16 protein-coding genes are annotated in these 18,864 nt (G+C 59.9%); 7 read left to right on the plus strand and 9 right to left on the minus strand.

Annotated elements, in window-relative coordinates:
* Nucleotides 1-117: 117 nt before the first annotated feature.
* From fghA to GFS31_RS15530, 4 genes are all read right to left on the minus strand, one after another.
* Nucleotides 118-987, minus strand: coding sequence for an S-formylglutathione hydrolase (gene fghA, locus GFS31_RS15515; protein ID WP_198805688.1), 870 nt, complete (start codon nucleotides 985-987; stop codon nucleotides 118-120).
* Nucleotides 988-1,016: 29 nt separating this feature from the next.
* Nucleotides 1,017-1,412 (minus strand): DUF5615 family PIN-like protein, encoded by a 396-nt coding sequence (locus GFS31_RS15520; RefSeq protein ID WP_198805689.1) that lies wholly within the window; start codon nucleotides 1,410-1,412, stop codon nucleotides 1,017-1,019.
* A complete protein-coding gene (locus GFS31_RS15525) occupies nucleotides 1,409-1,789 on the minus strand; it encodes a DUF433 domain-containing protein (RefSeq protein ID WP_317135038.1) in 381 nt (126 codons plus the stop codon). Before GFS31_RS15525 ends, GFS31_RS15520 begins: the two co-directional genes overlap by 4 nt.
* 173 nt (nucleotides 1,790-1,962) lie before the next feature.
* Entirely contained in the window at nucleotides 1,963-3,072 is a 1,110-nt protein-coding gene (locus GFS31_RS15530; RefSeq protein ID WP_198805690.1) for an S-(hydroxymethyl)glutathione dehydrogenase/class III alcohol dehydrogenase, read from the minus strand.
* Nucleotides 3,073-3,404: 332 nt separating this feature from the next.
* Between GFS31_RS15530 and GFS31_RS15535 the strand changes: the two genes are divergently transcribed.
* The 3 genes from GFS31_RS15535 to GFS31_RS15545 all read left to right on the plus strand — a co-directional run bounded on the left by GFS31_RS15535 (nucleotide 3,405) and on the right by GFS31_RS15545 (nucleotide 7,710).
* Nucleotides 3,405-3,908, plus strand: coding sequence for a hypothetical protein (locus tag GFS31_RS15535; RefSeq protein WP_198805691.1), 504 nt, complete (start codon nucleotides 3,405-3,407; stop codon nucleotides 3,906-3,908).
* A 228-nt stretch (nucleotides 3,909-4,136) separates the two neighbouring features.
* The gene (locus GFS31_RS15540) at nucleotides 4,137-6,050 is read left to right on the plus strand and encodes a PhoX family protein (protein WP_225907449.1); all 1,914 of its coding nucleotides are present in this window, start codon (nucleotides 4,137-4,139) and stop codon (nucleotides 6,048-6,050) included.
* 274 nt (nucleotides 6,051-6,324) lie between these two features.
* On the plus strand, nucleotides 6,325-7,710 hold the full coding sequence (locus GFS31_RS15545; RefSeq protein ID WP_198805692.1) for a hypothetical protein: 1,386 nt from the start codon (nucleotides 6,325-6,327) through the stop codon (nucleotides 7,708-7,710).
* Nucleotides 7,711-7,781: 71 nt separating this feature from the next.
* On the opposite strand, the gene ligA is transcribed toward GFS31_RS15545, so the two are convergent.
* The 3 genes from ligA to GFS31_RS15560 form a co-directional block, all read right to left on the minus strand.
* Nucleotides 7,782-9,839 carry an NAD-dependent DNA ligase LigA gene (ligA, locus tag GFS31_RS15550; RefSeq protein WP_198805693.1) on the minus strand — a complete coding sequence of 686 codons (2,058 nt, stop codon included), beginning with the start codon at nucleotides 9,837-9,839 and terminating at the stop codon, nucleotides 7,782-7,784.
* 251 nt (nucleotides 9,840-10,090) lie between these two features.
* On the minus strand, nucleotides 10,091-10,654 hold the full coding sequence (locus tag GFS31_RS15555) for a ComEA family DNA-binding protein (protein ID WP_198805694.1): 564 nt from the start codon (nucleotides 10,652-10,654) through the stop codon (nucleotides 10,091-10,093).
* Complete coding sequence (locus GFS31_RS15560) at nucleotides 10,654-11,046, minus strand: NINE protein (RefSeq protein ID WP_198805695.1); 393 nt, start codon at nucleotides 11,044-11,046, stop codon at nucleotides 10,654-10,656. Before GFS31_RS15560 ends, GFS31_RS15555 begins: the two co-directional genes overlap by 1 nt.
* 212 nt (nucleotides 11,047-11,258) lie before the next feature.
* Between GFS31_RS15560 and GFS31_RS15565 the strand changes: the two genes are divergently transcribed.
* The 3 genes from GFS31_RS15565 (at nucleotide 11,259) to GFS31_RS15575 (ending at nucleotide 14,036) form a co-directional block, all read left to right on the plus strand.
* Nucleotides 11,259-12,218: a J domain-containing protein gene (locus GFS31_RS15565; RefSeq protein ID WP_198805696.1), complete on the plus strand. Its 960-nt coding sequence runs from the start codon at nucleotides 11,259-11,261 to the stop codon at nucleotides 12,216-12,218.
* A 138-nt stretch (nucleotides 12,219-12,356) separates the two neighbouring features.
* A complete protein-coding gene (locus GFS31_RS15570) occupies nucleotides 12,357-12,674 on the plus strand; it encodes a DUF1825 family protein (RefSeq protein ID WP_198805697.1) in 318 nt (105 codons plus the stop codon).
* A gap of 258 nt (nucleotides 12,675-12,932) precedes the next feature.
* Nucleotides 12,933-14,036 (plus strand): SpoIID/LytB domain-containing protein, encoded by a 1,104-nt coding sequence (locus GFS31_RS15575; RefSeq protein ID WP_225907450.1) that lies wholly within the window; start codon nucleotides 12,933-12,935, stop codon nucleotides 14,034-14,036.
* 75 nt (nucleotides 14,037-14,111) lie between these two features.
* On the opposite strand, the gene GFS31_RS15580 is transcribed toward GFS31_RS15575, so the two are convergent.
* Together GFS31_RS15580 and GFS31_RS15585 are read right to left on the minus strand one after the other, a co-directional pair.
* Entirely contained in the window at nucleotides 14,112-15,374 is a 1,263-nt protein-coding gene (locus tag GFS31_RS15580) for a vWA domain-containing protein (protein ID WP_198805699.1), read from the minus strand.
* A gap of 16 nt (nucleotides 15,375-15,390) precedes the next feature.
* A complete protein-coding gene (locus GFS31_RS15585) occupies nucleotides 15,391-16,206 on the minus strand; it encodes a MerR family transcriptional regulator (protein ID WP_225907451.1) in 816 nt (271 codons plus the stop codon).
* Nucleotides 16,207-16,625: 419 nt separating this feature from the next.
* On the opposite strand from GFS31_RS15585, the gene GFS31_RS15590 reads away from it, so the two are divergent.
* Complete coding sequence (locus GFS31_RS15590) at nucleotides 16,626-18,734, plus strand: TIGR00300 family protein (protein ID WP_198805700.1); 2,109 nt, start codon at nucleotides 16,626-16,628, stop codon at nucleotides 18,732-18,734.
* Nucleotides 18,735-18,864 lie beyond the last annotated feature (130 nt).

The following is an 18,864-nucleotide window of genomic DNA, read 5'->3' on the forward strand; positions in this document are numbered from 1 at the left end:
TTTACTGAACCAGGGCATACCAAGATGGCTGAGCAGTTCCGTGTTGATGTACCTTGAATTTGCCTCTGCCCCTGTGGATGAGAGCTGCCAGAGCCGCCAAGGTGTAGCGGTCGCGGGTCAATCCAAGGCTGAGGCCGTCAGAATCGCCCCGTGGTGGCGGAGGTGATCGGCCATAAAGGTGGCGATGAAGTAATACCCGTGGTCGTAGTTGGGCTGCATCCGCAGGGTAAGGGGCTGTCCGGCTTCCTTGCAGGCAGCCTCGAAGACCTCCGGCAGCAGTTGGCCTTGGGTCAAAAACGGGTCAGCGGTGCCCTGGTCAATCAGGATAGGGCGACTGGGCTGAGCGTGGGTTTTCACCAACTGGGTAGCATCGTAGGTGTGCCACAGGGTTTTGTCCTCGCCTAGGTATCCCGTAAACGCCTTCTGGCCCCAGGGGCACTGGCTGGGGGCGGCGATGGGCGCAAAGGCCGAAATCGACTTAAACAACTGGGGATTGCGGAGTCCGCAGACCAAGGCCCCGTGTCCGCCCATGGAATGGCCAAAAATGCCCTGGCGATCCGCCCGCATAGCAAAGTTGGCAGCGATCAGTTCCGGCAGTTCCTCCACCACGTAGCTATACATGCGGTAGTGGCGACTCCAGGGGGTTTGGGTGGCGTCCACATAAAACCCGGCCCCGGTGCCAAAGTCCCAGGCATCGGCTTCGTCGGGCACCGTTTCGCCACGGGGGCTAGTATCGGGGGCCACTAGCATCAGCCCTTGCTCAGCAGCATAGCGCTGGGCTCCGGCCTTGGCGGTGAAGTTTTCCTCGGTGCAGGTCAGCCCCGATAGGTAATACACCACGGGCACCGGGCCATTTTGGGCCTGGGGCGGAATGAAGACCGAAAACCGCATTTCGCACTGGCACTGGCTCGAAAAATGGCTGTAGTAGCCCACGGTGCCGCCAAAGCAAGCGTGTTGATTGTGGAGGGTGAGGGAGGAGGATTGCATAGCGATTTAGCCCTGTTACAGAACAAAAGTTACGGCACGAAAAGACGGCCAACCCCCATCCAGTTTTCGATATCTAACAGGATTTCGAGGATACGGTCGGCGCACCGATTTCGGTAGACGCGATCTGCCAAAAAGCGATTAGCATCTCCAATGGTTATAACCGGAAAAGAATCCAGCGTATTTTCTTCCCGAAGAACCTGTTCTAGAGAGTTTTCCCCTTTCATACTTCGGTTGGCCGTCAGTAAAATCATTTGCTTTGACTGGGCAACTTGCCAAACCATGCGGTCACTGCTATCAATCGGCAAACCGATTTCTTGGAAGGTCAAAAATCGAATTTCGAGGAGTTCTAGCCAGCCCTGACCAGCGATATTCCCCAACAAAAGTTCGGCGTGTCCCCCTAAGTTGTGATCAACCAAGAAGTTCATGCTTCTAACTCATGCCTTGCTTTCTGAGCCTGAAGTTTGGCCCAAAGATCCTCCTGACTAGGTTTCGGATCTACCTTGGCAGAACGCACCAGATGTTCCTGGCAGCGTTGTTCCCAGTAGCATCGATTTTCCTCAGCCTGGGTTAGAACCAGTTGATATTCTGCTTCGACTTCAGATCGATGAGTTTCAATGTAGGATAACGCCGCATTCATTTGTTCCTCAGTTAAGTTAAACAGGGAACGAACAAATTGCGGTGGATATTTCGCTGTCACGTAGTCCATCACATCGTATAGAGTGATACGTGTGCCCGCAATAGACAACCCCCGTTCGGTACGAGTGATGGTCGATGGGTTTTGGGATACGGATGTCATATCCATAGCCTTTGAATCTTTGTAGGAGATAGTTTTAGGTTAGCTCATTTCAAGCTTAGCGATGGCCAGTGGAACTTTGTCCTACGGACTGCTTGCGACGTATCAACAACCCGGTTTCTTTGTAGGCATTTTAATCGTCGATACCTTTAATTGAGAAACCGGGTTTTTAGGCTAGATCCCTAAAACGTCACCACGGTGCGGATGCTTTCGCCTTTGTGCATGAGGTCGAACCCGTGGTTGATTTCCTCTAGGGGAATGACGTGGGTGATCAGGTCGTCGATGTTGATTTTGCCGTCCATGTACCAGTCCACAATTTTGGGGACATCGGTGCGGCCCCTGGCTCCTCCAAAGGCGGTGCCTTTCCACACGCGCCCCGTCACCAGTTGGAAGGGTCGGGTGCTGATTTCTTCGCCCGCTCCGGCCACGCCGACGATGACGCTAACCCCCCAGCCCTTGTGGCAGCACTCTAGCGCCTGCCGCATGAGGTTGACGTTGCCGACGCATTCAAAACTGTAGTCGGCTCCGCCCCCGGTGAGGTCTACTAGGTAGGGCACTAGGTCGCCTTCGACTTCCTTGGGATTGACGAAGTGGGTCATGCCAAATTTTTCGGCTAGGGCTTTTTTCTTGGGGTTCACATCCACGCCGATGATTTTGTCGGCCCCCACCATGCGGCAACCCTGGATCACGTTCAGGCCAATGCCACCTAGGCCAAAGACCACCACGTTCGCCCCCGGTTCCACCTTGGCCGTGTTGATCACCGCACCAATGCCTGTGGTGACGCCGCAGCCGATGTAGCAGACCTTATCGAAGGGCGCATCGGGCCGGATTTTGGCCAGGGCAATTTCGGGCACCACGGTGTAGTTGGCGAAGGTGGAGGTGCCCATGTAGTGAAACAGCGGCTGGCCATTGTGGGAAAAGCGGCTGGTGCCGTCGGGCATCAGGCCTCGGCCCTGGGTGCCGCGAATGGCTTGGCAGAGGTTGGTCTTAAAGCTGAGGCAATACTCGCACTGGCGGCATTCCGGCACATACAGCGGAATCACATGATCCCCTGGCTTGAGGCTGTGGACATCGGGGCCAACTTCGACCACCACACCCGCTCCTTCGTGGCCTAGCACGGCGGGGAACAAGCCTTCGGGATCCCTGCCCGACAGGGTGTAGGCATCGGTGTGGCAGAGGCCCGTGGCCTTAATTTCCACCAGCACTTCCCCCACCCTTGGCCCCTCTAGCTGAATCGTTTCAAGGGTGAGGGGTTGTCCGGCGGCATGGGCAACGGCGGCTCTAACGTCCATAGCATCTCCAATTCTGTAGGCCAAGGGGTGAGTAAGCGGCGATCTCGCCCAGTTTTGGGAGAAAAAACAACCTTCGTCAGCTTAGCAAACTTGCTCGGCCAACTTAGCTGCCGCCTCGTGGATGGGGATAACTAGCATCCGAGGCGATCTGTCAACGGAGGTTAAACGGATTTCAGTATCTGGCATTACCAAACCTTAAATAAACTTCCTCCAGCGCTTAATCCTCTGTTTAACCGCCTATGGGAATCTAGCTCTGGCTTGATCGCCCATGGGGGTCTGGCCCGCCTCGGGCTATCCGTGGGCGACATTCGGGAGGAGATTTGGGGAGCAGTATGGTGTGTCGATGGCATCGGGTGCTGATGGCTCTGATGGTGACGGGAGCGCTGGGTGCGGTACGTCCGGCCTTGGCCCAAACCTCGTCTTTGACGATTGAAATCTCTGCGTTGGGGGCCACAGCCTACGACGATCTGCGGCTTCAGGCAGAAGCAGCGGCGCGAGATCGGGTGAATCAATACTTTCAGCAACACCCCGACCGTGCTGCCGTGGAGGTTGTGGTGCTGGGGGAACGCAACGGCAATCTAGTGCCGATTTTGACGGCAACGGTGTCCCGCGCTGAGTGGCGACCCCAGGCCCCGGTGCAGGAATGGGCCAGGGTCTTTGCGGCTCAAACCTTTCTAGAGCCTCGCCGGGGAGCGGGTCGAGCCCCCGCTGTGGCCCAGGCCACGGCTCCTACGACTAATCTTTCCCCGGAAACCATCGCCAGCCTGGATCGCGCCTTTGATGCGGGTACCCTCTCCCCCGCCATGGCTCAGCAGTACCTCAGTTATTTGGACTAAGGACGGGGGGAAGGATCTCGATAGCGCCTCGGTGGAGCGATCTGGCTTAGCCCTCTGGCGGAATCGTCACCCCATGATTCGGCCCCTCGCCTGTCCATTGCAAGTTTCCTAACGTTCATCGCGCCTCTGCGGTTGGCGTTGGGCTGTTCAGTGACGCCTGCGGTCACACATTTGTTTGTAACGCCCCTAACAACAGGGCCTTGTCAACAACGAGAGAGAGAACAATCCATGAAGCTGATTCACGACGAAAACCCCAGCAATCGCTCCGGCAATCGTCCCTTTGAGGATGTGTTGCGGGCCAGTTTGTCTCGCCGCCACCTGTTGGCCCGTAGTGCGGTTCTAGGCGCAACTGGGTTCCTGGCTTCCATGGCGGGCAACCGGGCGCTGGTGAATGTGGCCTCTGCCGGCACCAGCCTAGCCGACGCAGAATCCCTGGCCGAAGCAGGCACCACCCTGGCCCAGCGGGGCGGCAGCCTGATCAACTTCCCGCTGCTGCCCGCCGCTGAAGGATCTGGCCCCATGCCCGGAATTTCCTCGGCCTACCAGTATGATGTGCTGATTCCCTGGGGTACGCCGTTACAGCCCGGAGTGGCGGAATACACAGGCAACCCCAACACCCGCCCCTCCGCCGAAGACCAGACCAAGATGGTCGGCATTGGCCACGATGGCATGTGGTTCTTCCCCCTGGGTAACGACAGCAACACCCACGGGGTGCTGGCCATCAACCACGAGTACGGCACCAACCCCCACGTCCTCGGTAAGGCTCAGCCCACCAGCCTCAGCGATGTGCGCCTGTCCCAGCACGCCCACGGCGTCAGCGTGGTGGAAATTCGCAAGACCAATGGCCGCTGGCAGCCCGTCACCAACAGCCGCCGCAACCGCCGCATCCACGCCAACACCCCCGTTACCTTCAGCGGCCCTGCGGCAGGCAGCGCGGTGCTCAAAACTCCGGCGGGCAACGCTCCCCTGGGCACCCTGAACAACTGCGCCAACGGCTACACACCCTGGGGCACCTACCTCACCTGCGAAGAAAACTTCAACGGTTACTTTGGGGTACCCAGCGGCACCAGCTTCACCCCCACCCCAGAACAGCGCCGCTATGGCTTCAGCGCCAACGGCTTTGGCTACGGCTGGCAGAATTTTGATCCTCGCTTCAACCTGGCCAATCCCCAGTACAAAAACGAAGAAAACACCTACGGCTGGGTGGTCGAGATTGACCCCATGGATCCTAACCAAGTGCCCGTGAAGCGCACCGCCCTGGGCCGCTTCAAGCACGAAAGCGCCGAGATCGTGGTGGGCCAAGGCGGTCGTGTGGTGGCCTACATGGGCGACGACGAACGCTTTGACTACATCTACAAGTTCGTGTCCTCTGGCAACTGGCGGTCGATGCGGGCGCGCGGCATCAGCCCCCTCGACGATGGCAAGCTCTACGTGGCCAAGTTTAACGACAACGGCACCGGAAGCTGGCTGGAACTCACCATCAGCAACCCTGCCCTCGCCGCCCGGTTTAGCAGCCAAGCCGAGGTACTCACCTACGCCCGCATCGCCGCTGACATCCTAGGGGCCACACCCATGGATCGCCCGGAATGGGTGGCCGCTGCTCCCAACGGCGACATCTACTGCACCCTGACCAACAACAGCCAGCGCGGCAGCACCGGACGCCCCGGAGCCGATGCCGCTAACCCCCTGGCCCCCAACCCCGATGGCCACATCATCAAATGGCGCGACAGCAGCAACCATGTGGGCACCTCCTTCACCTGGGATATCTTTATCCTGGCACGAGACACCCATGGGGCCAACGACGAGCGCACCTTCAGCAGCCCCGATGGCCTGTGGGCGGATCGCTTTGGGCGGCTGTTTATCCAAACCGATGGCACCCAGCGGAAGGGTCTGAATGACCAAATGCTGGTGGCCGATACCAACACTGGGGAAATCCGCCGCCTGTTTACTGGGGTGACGGGCTGCGAAGTAACCGGGGTGGCCATTACCCCCGACCAGCGGACGATGTTTGTCAACATCCAGCACCCCGGCGATGGCAACCCTGCCCAGACCAACTTCCCTCGGCCCTTTGATGGCGTCACGATTCCCCGCGATGTCACGGTGGTAATCACCCGCAAAGACGGCGGCGTTATTGGGTCGTAGCTAGGGTAAACGCTAGCGTCCCTGTGGGGAGGGCTGTGGTTGCAGTTCTCCCCACAGACCCCATCTGGCTGACGGAGACAGCGCCCAAAAGCATAGATTTCTAAGCTATCGGAGATGTATCCGGCTACCAAGCCTCTCTCAGACCGGGCGACGATACCCATGCGCCAGTGCTGAGACATCCCAGCCTAAACCTTGAGAATCTGGCACAGCCATCCATGGCTACAAAATGGCCTGGGGTAGCATAGGGCTATTTGTAGGCACTGGAGGCTTTCCTGTGAAACGGGCACTGGCACTGGTTTTACCGACGCTCCTCCTAGGTGGTGGGGTGGCCCTAGCATTGCCGACCTTGCAGGGCTGCTCGATGGTCGCCTGGGCCAACGAAACCCGTCTGTTTGGTCGCAACGGCGAGGGCGGTCGGGAGGGAAGACCCGGCCAAGATGGACGGTCGGGAACCGCTGCCACGGTAATCGCTGATGGCAACCCAGCCAGCTTCACCCTTTCAGGAGAAGGGGGCGAGCCTGGAGAAGACGGGGAAACAGGGTATCGGCCTCGCTGCGAACGCCAGCCGGGGGATGTGAATCACCACTTACAAGCTGCCCACGGCGGCAATGGGGGCCAGGGAGGACGAGGGGGGCAAGGCGGCCATGGCGGCGACTTAACCATTTACTACGGCGATCTGGCTCAGCTTCAGCGTATTTCTGTCATGTCTCTTGGGGGACGAGGGGGCCGGGGCGGGCGGGGTGGCCAAGGCACCCTAGGCTGTCGCTGCCAGGTGCGCCAGTGGGAGCAGCAAACCTGCACAGGTACTCCTGGCCAGAGTAACTATCGCTGCCAAACCCAGCGCTATCGATGCAGTGACGGGCGGACGGGTGCCCAAGGACGTCCTGGTGCCGACGGGCAGGCGGGCGAAGACGGCCAACTGTGGCTTGTGAATCAACGGGAGCCGCTACAGCCAGACAATCCCACGCAGTCGGCCCGGTTGGCCACCTTCTCCACCCAACCGCTAACCCTCTCTCGCAACCTCTGGGAGACCCGCACGGGGGCCAATCGGCTATTGGCTCAAGGATCGCAGGTGCGCGACAGCTACCAGATCTACACCGGGCGCGTGGAGGGCACCGTCCAACTCGATTGGCAAGCGCCCCGGCCAATTCAACTGTTTGCCAGGGAAAACCTCACCGCCGAAATCCAGCCCGACGGCACCCTAGCCGCCACCTTCTCCGAGGAGCTCTGGGCAGACTACAGCACCCAGTCCTCCGCCAGCGGCCTGACGATCACCATCCACCAAGTGGTTCGCCGTCAGGATGTCACCCGTCTGGCCTGGGGCGGTACCCAGGGCCAAGGCCCCAACCTGCGGGCAGTGGTGCTAGATTTGGGCGGCGAATCGGCCTTTGTAGACACTCGGTTCCGCGTTACCCTGCGCACCACTAGCGACGATCCACGGGATAGCCGTCGCCCCCGCTATACCACGGTCTATGAAGCCATCCTGCCGCCGGATCAGGTTGTCCTAGAGAACAATCGCTTTGAACTGGCCCTGGGGCAACTCCCCATTGATGCCCGTTTCCTGCGCCCCGGCACCTACGCCCAGTTCGACATCACCGCCCTGCGCTCCTTGGGGGATCAGTCCGCCGAGCAAACCCTCACCTGGCAAGGGCAACTTTAGGGGCGGGGGGAGTTCAGGGCAATCGAGAACCTACACCTGAATCAGACGGAACCCACCTGGCAGGGGCAGCTTTAGGGGCGGGGAAAGTCTTGATTCAGCAAGCCCAGGAGGTCAACTTCGGAAAGGACAGAGATGCCTAGTTTTTCCGCCTTTTCCAGCTTAGAACCAGCCTTTTCGCCCGCAACGACGTAATCCGTGGCCTTGCTGACGCTGCTGGTGACTTTGCCCCCAGCGGCCTCAATTTTGGCGGCGGCTTCGGTGCGGCTGAGGCTGGGCAGGGTTCCGGTGAGGACGAAGGTTTTGCCTGCCAGGGGGCCAGGGGCGGATTCTGGGGCACTGTCCTCGGCGGCAAGCTGAAGTCCGGCCCGTTGCAACCGTTCAATTAGCACCCGATTTTCAGGCAGATGAAACCAATCCGCCACCGATTGGGCAATTTCGGGGCCGATGGTGTGGACGGCGGAGATCGCCTCGGTATCGGCGGCGGCGAGGGCTTCCACGGAAGAAAATGCCTGGGTCAGGGTTTTGGCGTTGACGGTGCCCACATGGCGAATCCCCAGCCCATAGAGCACCGCCGCCCAGGGGCGAGTCTTAGATGCGGCGATGGCGTTAACCAACTTTTCCGCCAGTTGTGGCCCCATGCGGTCGAGGGGTAGCAGTTTTTCGGTCGTCAGGTCATACAAATCGGCGACGGACTGCACCAGCCCTCGCTCCACAAACTGCTTCACCCACTTTTCCCCAAGGCCCTCAATATCCAGGGCATCGCGCCGCGCCCAGTGAATGATGGCCCCCTGAACAATGGCCGGACAGGCGCTATTGATGCAGCGGGTCACGGCTTCCTCGTCGGGCTTAACCAGTTCCGAGGCGCATTCGGGGCAGTGGGTGGGCATGGTGACGGGGGTGGCCGTGGCGGGCCGCAGTTCCGCCATCACCCGCACCACCTCCGGGATAATTTCTCCGGCCTTGCGGACGATCACCGTATCGCCCTGGTGGATGCCCAGTTCCGCCAGTCGTTCGGCATTGTGGAGGGTGGCACGGGCGACGGTGGTTCCGGCTAGGGACACTGGACGCAGTTCGGCTACAGGCGTTACCGCCCCGGTTCGGCCCACCTGAAAGCTGACGGACTCTAGAACCGTGGGCACTTCTTCGGCGGGGTATTTCATCGCCACGGCCCAGCGAGGAAACTTTTGGGTAAAGCCCAGCCGCTCTTGCAGGGCAATGTCGTTTAGCTTCACCACCACGCCATCGGTCATGTAGGGCAGGGTGGCGCGTTCCGTGGCCCAGCGGTCGTAGTAGGCTTGCACCTCAGTTTCCGACTGGCAGAGCTGACGGTTGGGGTTGACCCGAAACCCCAACCGCTGGAGCAGGTCGAGGGCTTGCCATTGGGTTTCCGATTCCGCTTCTAACCCGTGGAGGGTGTAAGCGAAGAAGTCGAGTTTGCGCTGGGCGACGATTTTGGAATCTAGCTGGCGCAGGGTTCCGGCGGCGGCGTTGCGGGGGTTGGCAAAGGGGGCTTCATCCCGGCTGAGGCGCTCTTGGTTGATTTGCTCGAATACGTCCAGGGGCAGAAAGGCTTCGCCGCGCACCTCCACCACCGGGGGCGGGTTCTCCAGTTGCAGGCGCAGGGGCACGGAGCGAATGGTTTTGACGTTTTGGGTAATCTCTTCCCCAGACACCCCATCCCCACGGGTGGCCGCACGGGTGAGGATGCCGTTTTCGTAGGTGAGGGCGAGGGCGTTGCCGTCAATTTTCAGTTCCGCCACGTAGGCCGCTTTGCCTACTTCGGGGGCCTGTCTGCGCCAGCGGTCTTCCCAGGCCCGAAATTCTGCCAGGTCAAAGGCGTTCTCCAGGCTGTAGAGGGGGATATTGTGCTGAACCGAGGTGAACTGGGTGGCGGGTTTTTCGCCCACGCGCTGGGTGGGGCTGTCGGCGGTGATTAGGTGGGGATGGGCCGTTTCCAGGTCTTGCAGTTCCCGGTAGAGGCGGTCGTACACCTCGTCGGGCATGGTGGGATCATCCAGCACGTAGTAGGCATAGCTAGCCGTCTGAAGCTGTCGCCGCAGATCACCTATCCTGGCTTCCAGAGCAGCAAGGTCAGACGCGGGGGCGGCGGTGTGATGGTCAGACTCCATGGCCAGAAATTTTCCTTGGGGCTGGGTTTGGGAGGTCGAAGCAGGCTTGTTCAGAGGATAGTGTAGCGCTGTTTGGTGGCCTCTCCGTGGGCCTGGGCGGCGTTGATTGACCCACCGCACAGCAGGCTACACCAGGGCAATCAAGCCTCGCCCGACAGGCTGACCACCCACCCTAGCGCACGAGGAAACTGTACTCCTACTGCTGAACGAGGGAGACATCGGGGCTGTCGGATCTGAGGATCGCTCACAAGTTAGCAGCGCAGGTAGTGCATTAGGGTGGCGATGGTCTCAGCGGGCAGGCTGAGGCGGCGCTGAAGGTCGGCCATGTTGCGAAAGGGGCCTCGGTGCTGCCGATCTCGCACCATGGCTTGGGCGAGGGACTCTGGCAGGTTGGGGACACGGGCCAAATCGGCTAGGGTTGCTTGATTGATGGCCACTGGGCAAATCACCAGGGGGCTGAGGTCATCGTAATAGCAAAAGGCCAGCACCGGAGCGAGGGGCTGAAGGCTTTGCAACGTTACCCCCAGAGCAGCGGCCAGATCGTCGAGGGCATGGAAGCTCACGCCGCTCTGACGCAGTTGCACCAACACCTGGGCCTGACGGATGGAAACCCCCGGCAGCCGCAGCCAGTCATCCACGGTGGCCTGGTTCACATCCAGCCGGAAGCCTAACTCCGCCGCCGCCACCACCTCCGCCAAGGACGCCAGCCGATAGGTTGGGTCTTGGGCCAGCCGTTGGGCCAGGGAAGCAGGTGGCCCCTGGATCTGCTGCCACTGTTGACTCCACTGTTGCAAAACCCGTGCCAGCGTTCCCATCAGCCCACCTGATCCAGCAATTGACGGCGCTTTTGCTCAAATTCGGCCTCGGAAATCAGCCCTTCCTGGCGCAACCCGTCCAGTTCTCGCAGGGCTACCCCTAGGGCGTTCACCTGGGTGGGGTCGATGGGGGTGGCAGGCTTAGCCGGGGTGGCAGACTCGGTCGGTTCAGCCCCAAAAAACTCTGGCGGACGCCCCAACAACCAAGCCCCTTCTAGGGCACAGGCAATATGGGGAATGGGTGTCCAACTGAGCAGCAGATAGGTCAGGCCCCAGCCCGGTTGACCGAGATAAAACTTATGAATGCCGGATCCAAAGGGAATAATCGCTCCGCACCAAGCCAGGGCTACCGCAATGCTGCGACGGCGGGGTTCTGAGGAAGACAGCGTCATACCAAAGGCTCACAGGAGAGGGGTAAGCAGCCGGAATCGGGCAAGGTTGGGCTGTATTCGTTAGTATACTCTCCATAAATGTGGGTCTGAATATCCCTAATTTCACGGTTGTGCCGTAGAAATTATCTCAAAAAAGAAATTATATTTGGATCCACCTGATTGGGTGCCATCGTGCAAGAGTCGTTTCGTTTCCTACCCCCCTAGCCCTTTGGATGACTCCTCCTTCCCCCCTGACCCCCGCCTGGTTTAGTCAATTCTCCGACCCCTACGCTGTCCTGGGGGTGTCCGTTACGGCGGATGATCGGCGCATCCTCAAGCGCTATCATCAGGTGGCCAAGCAACTCCATCCCGACGTGCAGAGTGATACGTCGGCGGATCAGGCCGCGTTTATTACCCAAACCCTGACGAAGTTGGTGAACCCGGCCTACCAACGGCTGAAGCAGGAAAAGCAGCGCAGCGAGGTGCTGGCCACCCTGCGGTTCAAGGTTCGGCGGCTGGTGCGGGAGGGGCAGTTCCATCCCCAGGGGGAGGCTAGCCTGCACCTGCAAACGGTGCCCGAAGCGGAGGTGGACACGGTCTATGAACACACCCTCCAGCAGCTCAGCGAAGCCCAGTACGACTCGGTGGACAGCTTTACCACCTGCACCCACCAAATCAGCGAACTGAATCTGGTCTATTTCCAGCGCAAGATGGGGGATGTGGTCATCCGCGAAAAGCGGGTGGGGATGGTGAAGGTGCCCAGCCACGGTGCCGCTCCAGCGGGGCCAGGTGCCCCCGGTCAGAAAGCCCCCACCGAGGAGGCTCCGGTGGCCTATTCCGACCGCCATTACCAGCGGGCGCGGGAATACCTACGGGCCAAAAACGCCCCCGCCGCCATCCAAGAACTGAAGGATGCCCTAAAACTAGAGCCCCAAAACAGCAATTTTCATTCCCTGATGGGGCAGGCGTACCTGCTAAATAACCTGCCGGGGATGGCCAAGGTGCATTTTAAGCAAGCCCTGCGGATTGACCCTAACAACAGCGTGGCCCAAAAGTATGCCCGCCAGCTCAACCTAGACCTCAACCCCGCTGCGGCCTCGCCCTCGGCCTCATCCTCGCCCTCTCCTCCCCCGTCTTCTCCTCCGCCCAGCAAAGGACTTTTTGGTCGTTTGTTTTCCAATACCTCGCAGTAGCCCACGGGCGTAATTCATCCAGCTAGGGCTACTAAGTCCAGCTAGGGCTACTAAGTAGGGTTATCTCCCCTTGGCCTTGGCCCGGTCTAGCCCCTACGCTCATAGAAACTCAGATCCTTCGTTTACCACCGCCAAGCCATGGGATTTTTTGATTCTGAAATTATTCAACAGGAAGCCATGCAACTGTTTCAGGACTATCAAAACCTGACGCAGTTGGGCAGCAATTACGGCAAGTTTGACCGCGAAGGCAAAAAGATGTTCATCGAACAAATGGAGTCGATGATGGAGCGCTACCACATCTTTATGAAGCGGTTTGAACTGTCGGAGGATTTCACCGCCAAAATGACCGTCGAGCAGCTTAAAACCCAGCTCGGCCAGTTTGGCATGACCCCCGATGCCATGTTCCAGCAAATGCAGCAAACCCTAGAACGCATGAAGGCCGAAATCGAGTCCTAGAGCGGCTAAGAACAACCCTGTGCCAGTAAATAGACTGGCAGGGCGAAATAGGGCAACTTTTGCCTGAAATTAGAGGTCAGTATCGAATAGGTCGGAACGCATCGCGCCAGATTTAGCCAGCGGTGGTAAGGTTGAAAACGTCTTGCCAATCTGGGTAAGTCTACCTGGCAGGCTCCCTCCGGCAGTTGTTTACCTCCTCCTCAGGCCATGACACAGCCCCACCCGCGCCCGCTTTCTGGGCTTCTGTTGAATCGTTTTTTGACCCTGTTTAAAATCAGCCTGGGGCTGTCCCTGTGGTGGCTGGTGGCGCTGCCCGTGCAGGCGGCGGTGGAAATGCGGGTGGCCGTGGCCGAAGGGCGGGATCAGTTGGCGGTGGGCAGCTCTACCCCGGCCCTCGTCAAAACCATAGGCGGGCAAAGCGTGGGCCAAATTCCCCAGGGCCGCGCCGTCACCGTGACCACCGAGGGCGGTGCTCTAAAACTGGCGGACTGGCGCGATCAAGCCTTTTGGGTAGAGCCCACCGGAAATGGCTACATCTATATCGATAACGCCTGGTATCGGGGGCGGGTGCTGGTGGTGCCCAATGGCAGCAGCGTCACCGCCGTGAACTGGGTGGATTTGGAAGAATACCTCTACAGCGTGCTAGGGGCCGAAATGCCCGCCAGTTGGCCCCAAGAAGCCCTCAAGGCCCAGGCGGTGGCGGCGCGTTCCTTTGCCCTCAACCGTCGAGATCGCAGCCTATCGTCGCCCTTTGATGTGGGTAACACCACCACCCACCAAGTCTACCGAGGGCTGGCCAGCGAAGCCCCCTCCACCATCGCCGCTGTGAACGCCACCCGTGGCCAGGTGATCACCCACAACGGGCGAGTGATTGAAGCGGTGTTCCATTCCTCCTCTGGGGGCCACACCGAAAATGTGGAAGACGTATGGCAACAGCCGCGCCCCTACCTCCGCAGCGTGCCCGACTTTGACCAAGAAGCCCCGGTGTTTCGCTGGTCAGAAACCTTCACCGCCAGCCAGTTTCAGCAGCGGGTAACGGGCATCGGTCGGCTTCAGTCGGTAGCCATCGAGCGGCAAACGCCCCAGGGGCGGGTGTCCTCCATTCGCCTCCAGGGCACCCAGGGTAGCCGCACCCTCACCGGAACCGAACTGCGCCAAGCCCTCGGTCTCCGCAGCGCCCTGTTTTCCGTTGCCATCCAGGGCGATACTATCCGCTTTGATGGACGCGGCTTTGGCCACGGCATCGGCATGAGCCAGTGGGGCGCACGGGGGCTGGCCCTCCAGGGCTATAGCTATGCCCAAATTTTGGCCCACTATTACCAAGGTACGGCCCTCTCCCTGATCCAAATTGCTCAGAACTAGGGGGTGCTGGGTCTCCGGTCATCGGGGGGAGGATGCCTCAGGGACAGGAGACCCTAGGGCGAGGAGACCTCGCCCCTACGGATTGGGTTTGGGTTGGCTGGGGCGGCTGCGTTGTAGGTTGTAGCGCTGGGCTTTGGACAACTTGCGGGCGCTGGCAATGTCTCCCTGACTAAACCGAGCTTCGAGATCGTCTAGGGCAAAGCTTTCCTCCGCCAGCATTTCCGAGGGAGGGCAAGCCGCCATAAAGGCTTTGGCATTGCGTAGGGAACCCATGGCCTGAGCGTAGTCGCCCTGATCGCTGTACTGAATCGCCTCTTCCCTAGCCCGTGCCGCCATCAGCAGGGCCACCTGTTCCTGCACGTCGGCCACGGGGGGGAAGTCGCCCATTTGTTCGGCCTTCACCACGGGTATCGAGAAGGCGGTACGCAACACCTGGCGTTTGGGCTGGTTGGGGTCGTCCCAGGCGAGGCGGATGTCGCACAGTTCCGTGGTGGCATCCAGGGCCGGAATTTGGAGCCGCATGACGATGTTGATCGGGCTACCCAGCACCAGGTTGGGCAGCTTGTAGCGCTTCGTATTGGTAAGGTCAAAATCGTTCAGCACGTCCTTCACCACCGCGCCATGCTTGGATTTTAGGCCCAGACTGACCCGATGGCCCACCGTGGCCGAGAGCCCATTTAGTTCGGTCTGAAAAATGTCGGGCAGTTGCCGTGGCGATTCGATGTGGTAGAAGTTGCCGTCGCCGCTGCGGGCCATAGCTTCCATCAGGTCTTCGCTGTAGTCATTGCCGACGCCGAGGGTGGTGGTGCTCACGCCCCGTTGAGAGAGGCCGTGGACATCGTTGGCGATGGTGTCGGGGTTGGTTTCGCCCACGTTGGCCAAGCCATCGGACAGCACCAGCACCCGGTTGAGGTGGTCGTTGTGGAGGTAGCTGCTTACCTGAAGGCCACCCTGCACCCAGCCCTGGTGGAGGGCCGTGCAGCTTCCGGCTTGAATTTGGCGAATTTTGGCCAGAATTGCGCCCTTATCCGTGGCCAAGGTACTGGGGACGAGGACACTCACATCGCTGTCAAACATCACCACGCTCACCCGGTCGCTGGGCAGCAGATTTTCCACCGCAAAGCAGGCCGCTTGCTTGGCATAGTCCAGCTTAGCCCCGCTCATGGAGCCAGAGCAGTCGATGGCCAGCCCCAGGTTCAAGGGGGGCCGATCCGTAGTGATTTCAACCTCCGGCGGCGTGATGCGAATCAGCACATCCAAGGTGGTTGAGCGCTGGGCGGCAACGGCCCCATGCATGGGAATAACGGTAATGGTGGGTTGAGGAGCAGCGGTAGTCATGGGGGGTCTCCTAAAATCAGGATGGGTTAGAAGAAGAATGAGGCGACCACGAACTAGATGGTGACGAACCCGACGGTGACGCACTAGACAGCGACGAACCCGACGACGAGGCTAAAACCTGGGCAATCAGTTGCAGCAGGGCATCCCGCTCCTGGGGCGTGGTGGGATAGCGAAAGTCTTCCCGAATATGGAGTTCCAAGCCCTCCAGCAATGGATGACGCACCCAGCGAGAGGCGGTTGGGGCCGCAGGAGACACGGGCGGCGGCGCAGATCGAGCCACACCCGCAACCCTTGGCCCAGACCCCAGGGAGATGGGTTCGGCAGACCGGGCTTGCACCTTCGCCAAAAACGCCAGGGCCGGATTGGCCGCTTCCACGGTTAACTGAGTGCCGCCTTGCAGCAGCACCTCCAGGTCGTGGTTGGTTTTGTTGGAAATCAGTTGCCCAATGGCACCGGAACCGTAGCCCTCGGTCAGCAGCCGCCGCAACACTAACAACTGCAACAAATGACGATAGGTATATCGCGCTTCCCGGCCTTGTTTTAGGGGTTTATCTAGCAGGCCGCTGGTGCTGTAATGGCGCACTAATCGGGCATTGACGGTCTCTTGTATCCGACTCTCCGCACCACCGTCGGGCAAGAACTGGGGTAGAAGCTGATTGGCCACTTCTACAAAATCATCCAAGGCCCACTGGGTAGCTTGGTCAGCAAATCGCTGAAGTTGGTGCATGGCTCTAATGTAATCTAGACAGCATGAGTTGTCAATAACAATTTGAGTTGTCACTTTTTGGGCCACCCATCGGTCGATGTGGAGGGAGGCTGCGTAGCGTCCCAAGTCCTCGTCTATGGGGGATGTGCCGTCTTGACCGCCATGCTACTTTCCTAAAGTACCCGTTTGGCCTCGCAACCTAACCTATCCTCGGCCCCTGCGTTAGCAAGGACAGGGCGATTAAGTCATGAAACAGTGACAAGTCAGGATGAAGCGGGTGTCGATCTGCGATCTCGATGAGGGCGCGTCTGGAGGCTTATGCCTGGGCGAATTGGGGGATTTTGGACAAATCGCAGGCCCAAGAATCGGCGTTAGGGATTGCCAACATCTCGCTTGAACTATCAAATCAGGGGTCTAGAATATAGCGTTGGTCGTTGTTTTGGCCTGTCTGTAGACCCTTTAAGTTTCGGCATTTGCGATGGCTACGCCCTTGGCCCGTGGAGGCCCGTAGTCGCCCGTCCCCGTTCTAGTTCAGCATCACCCCTATGACTTCCGATCTGCGCTTTCTCATGTGTTCGCCTCAGTTTTACGAAGTGGACTATGTCATTAACCCCTGGATGGAGGGCAACGTCCACAAGTCCTCCCTAGAACGCGCCCAGGAGCAGTGGCAGGGGCTATATCAAAAAATTTCCGAGCGGGCCAATGTTGACCTGGTTAAACCCCAACCCGGTTGGCCGGATCTGGTGTTTACTGCCAATGCGGGGTTAATTTTGGGCGATCAGGTGGTACTGAGCCGATTCCTTCACCCCGAACGCCAGGGCGAAGAGCCATTCTTTAAAGAGTGGTTCGAGTCCCAGGGCCACACCGTCCATGTGCTGCCCCCCGACCTGCCCTTTGAGGGTGCTGGCGATGCTCTATTGGATCGAGAAGGGCGCTGGTTGTGGGCGGGCTACGGCTTCCGCACCGAGCTCGATTCCCATGCCCTGGTGGCGGAATGGCTGGGGATTGAAGTCCTGTCCCTGCACCTAATGGACGAGCGGTTTTATCACCTAGATACCTGCTTCTGTCCCCTCACGGGCGGCTATTTGCTGTACTATCCTCCGGCGTTTGACTCTTACTCCAACCGTTTGATCGAAATGCGGGTGCCCGCCGAAAAGCGCATCGCCATCGACGAACCCGACGCCATCAACTTCGCCTGCAACGCCGTCAACATTGGCCAGACGGTGATCATGAACCAGGCCAGCGACGACCTGAAGGCCCAACTGGCGGCGGCGGGCTTTGAGGTGGTGGAAACGCCCCTCACCGAATTCCTGAAGGCAGGCGGCGCGGCCAAATGCCTCACCCTGCGCGTCAACGAACCCGTCCACCCCGAACCCACGGGGGAAAGCGGCATCATCTCTCGCACCGTCACCATGACCGGGCACCTGCTGGATTCTGGCCTGGTGAACCGGGCGCTGGATCTAGTCGTGGAAGGGGGCGGCAGCTTCCAGGTGCTGAAGTTTGACCTGGGCACCCAGCGCCAAAGCACCTCCACCGCCGACATCCGTGTCTCGGCTCCCAGCCAGGAGGTGATGGATGAAATCATGGCCCAGCTCATCGACCTCGGTGCCGTGGCCCCGCCAGAGGAGGAAATCGACGCCCGCTTGGTGGCCATTACCCAGGCCGGAGTCGCCCCGGACGATTTCTATAGCTCCACGATTTATCCCACCGAAGTTCGCATCTGCGGCCAGTGGGTGCGGGTGGAAAACCAGCGCATGGATGGGGTGATTGTGGTTCACTGCGTACCCCAGCCCAGTGCTGTGTGCAAACTGCTGCGCGATTTGGAAGTGGGCGATCAGGTGATCGTCGGCTACGACGGCATTCGCAGTGTCCGCAACACCGCCGACCGCAGCCGCACCGCCCACCAGCAGGAGGAATTCAGCTTCATGGGTTCCGGCGTGTCTAGCGAACGGCGGGTGGAGCTCATCGTCGAGCAAGTGGCCTGGGAACTGCGCCGCCTGCGGGATCAGGGCGGTAAGGCCGTCGTCGTGGCTGGCCCCGTCGTCATCCACACCGGGGGCGGCGAACACCTGTCTCGCCTCATCCGCGAGGGCTACATCCAGGGTCTCCTCGGCGGCAATGCCATCGCCGTCCACGATATCGAACAGGCCATGCTGGGCACCTCCCTCGGCGTGGATATGAAGCAGGGCACCTCCGTCCGGGGCGGGCACCGTCACCACCTGCGGGCCATCAACAGCATCCGCCGCTGCGGCAGTATCGCCAACGCCGTGGAGCAGGGCGTCCTCACCAAGGGCGTGTTCTACGAATGCGTCAAACATGGCGTGCCCTTCTCCCTGGCGGGTTCCATCCGCGACGACGGCCCTCTGCCCGACACTAAAATGGATCTGATCGAAGCCCAATCCGACTACGCCCGCCTGATCGAAGGCTGCGACATGATCTTGATGTTCTCCACCATGCTCCACTCCATCGGCGTGGGCAACATGACCCCCGCTGGCGTCAAAATGGTCTGCGTAGACATCAACCCTGCTGTCGTCACCAAGCTGGCCGACCGGGGTTCCCTGGAATCCACCGGGGTCGTTACCGATGTCGGCCTGTTCCTTAGCCTGCTGGTGAAGCAACTGGATCGGCTGACCCAGCCCCATGTGATGGCGTAACCCTGAGTATTCGCAACGCCGCACATCACGCCTAGCTACTAACCGCTGCCCATTCTCCTGAGTCCTGATAAGGTAGGACTTCCCGGAGGTGAGCGGCGGTTTTCCACAGAGAGCACAATTCTCTGCTAGG

It is taken from the genome of Leptolyngbya sp. BL0902, from assembly GCF_016403105.1.
GTDB lineage: Bacteria > Cyanobacteriota > Cyanobacteriia > Phormidesmidales > Phormidesmidaceae > Nodosilinea.